The sequence below is a fragment of the Bradyrhizobium sp. Mp27 genome, assembly GCF_029953005.1.
Lineage (GTDB): Bacteria > Pseudomonadota > Alphaproteobacteria > Rhizobiales > Xanthobacteraceae > Bradyrhizobium > Bradyrhizobium barranii.
On sequence record NZ_JASAUS010000491.1, the window covers coordinates 1 to 1,422 of the forward strand.

The following is a 1,422-nucleotide window of genomic DNA, read 5'->3' on the forward strand; positions in this document are numbered from 1 at the left end:
TGCTTGGATCTGGCTGACGGAGCCGACCTGAGCTTTTGCTGTAGCACGTCATAGACCGGATGCAGATGCAACTCGCTCGCCCGGATCACCCAGTTGCCCAGCGTCCCGCGGCTGATGCTGACGTCGGCGCGGCCTAGCGCGTCCGCCACACGGTACAGCGGCGTGCCGTCGACGTATTTGTTGGCGAGCACCAGCGCCAGCGTCGATGGCGTGGCGACGCTAAGCGCCGGAGCGATTGGCATCTTTGCAATACACGATCTTGGTCTTTTCCGGATGCAGCGGTAGTCCGCATTCCGCAAACCTAGCTTCCAGCGCCCTACACAAGCCACGCGCCTCCGCTTCGGCAATGGCCGATGGCATCATCAGCATATCGTTCAAATGGGACACCCCGATATTCTCGGCTCATCCACAAACCGAACGCATAATGAAGAAAGAGATTCGCCAACAGCGGGCTGATGACGGCCCCCTGCGCAGTTCCTCTTGTGCGCTTGACTAAGCTTTCATCCGGCATGCTCGCGGGCGCTTCCAGCCACCTTTGCATTTACCGTCAGGCCGAGATCTATGTGCGTCAGGGAATCCGGCTTGATCGGGCGACACTGGGCAACTGGTCCGGCCGCGCCTGCTTCCATCTTCAACCGATCGCGGACCACATGCGCCGCCGCCTGGCCATGGCGGATCGCCTGTTCATGGACGAAACCACGGCGCCGGTGCTCGATCCCGGGCGCGGCCAAACCAAGAAAGGCTACTTCTGGGCGGTTGTCTCCGATGACCGCGGCCACAGCGGCCCAAGTCCGCCGATCGTGCTGTTCCGATATGCCCCCGTCGCAGCGGTGCCTTCGGTGAGAAGTTCCTGGATGGCTTCAGCGGACGCTTCCTGCAATGCGATGCCTATGAGGGTTATGGACCTGACCGAAGTCGCTCGACGGCAAGGGCCATGGAGGCTCGTGCATTGCTGGAGTCACTGCGCCGACGCTTTTTCAAGTTGGCCCGCAATAGCAAATCGCCGATCGCCGAGGCCGCCGTTCGGCACATCGAACAGCTTTCCGCCATCGAAGCCATGGTGCGCGGCTCGTCGCCGGACATCCGGTTGGTCGCGCGCAAGGAGCACTCGCTGCTCATGGTAGCCGCGTTGGTTCGAGAAACAGCTGTCAATGATCTCCAGCGGTTCGACGTTCTCCTTCTTCAACTCCCGCAGCAGCCTGGATATGCGGTGCGGCTCCAGGCCGTGTTCAATCTCGTCAATGAGAGCCACCGACGCCTTTGCTCTGGCGTAATCCTGCAGCGCGGCGGTGAATAGGCGCGACGAACCGACGCGAGCTATGGCGGAATCTGGGTGATGACGGTGTGAGGAAGGCGGCGTATCGAGGCGGGTGACGAGCCTGCCAGAACCTCTCGAGGAGAGCGATACGCCATGACCGAGAC

The 1,422-nt window shown here is 61.7% G+C and carries 2 protein-coding genes and 2 pseudogenes; all 4 read right to left on the reverse strand.

Annotated elements, in window-relative coordinates; genetic code table 11:
• Positions 1–221: pseudogene (locus tag QJT78_RS51230) on the reverse strand (transposase); the annotation flags it as partial.
• A 95-nt stretch (positions 222–316) separates the two neighbouring features.
• Entirely contained in the window at positions 317–541 is a 225-nt protein-coding gene (locus QJT78_RS51235; protein ID WP_309248347.1) for a reverse transcriptase domain-containing protein, read from the reverse strand.
• Positions 501–779 (reverse strand): hypothetical protein, encoded by a 279-nt coding sequence (locus QJT78_RS51240; RefSeq protein ID WP_249152444.1) that lies wholly within the window; start codon positions 777–779, stop codon positions 501–503. The genes QJT78_RS51235 and QJT78_RS51240 overlap by 41 nt, the downstream gene beginning before the upstream one ends.
• 179 nt (positions 780–958) lie before the next feature.
• Positions 959–1,422: pseudogene (locus tag QJT78_RS51245) on the reverse strand (AAA family ATPase); the annotation flags it as partial.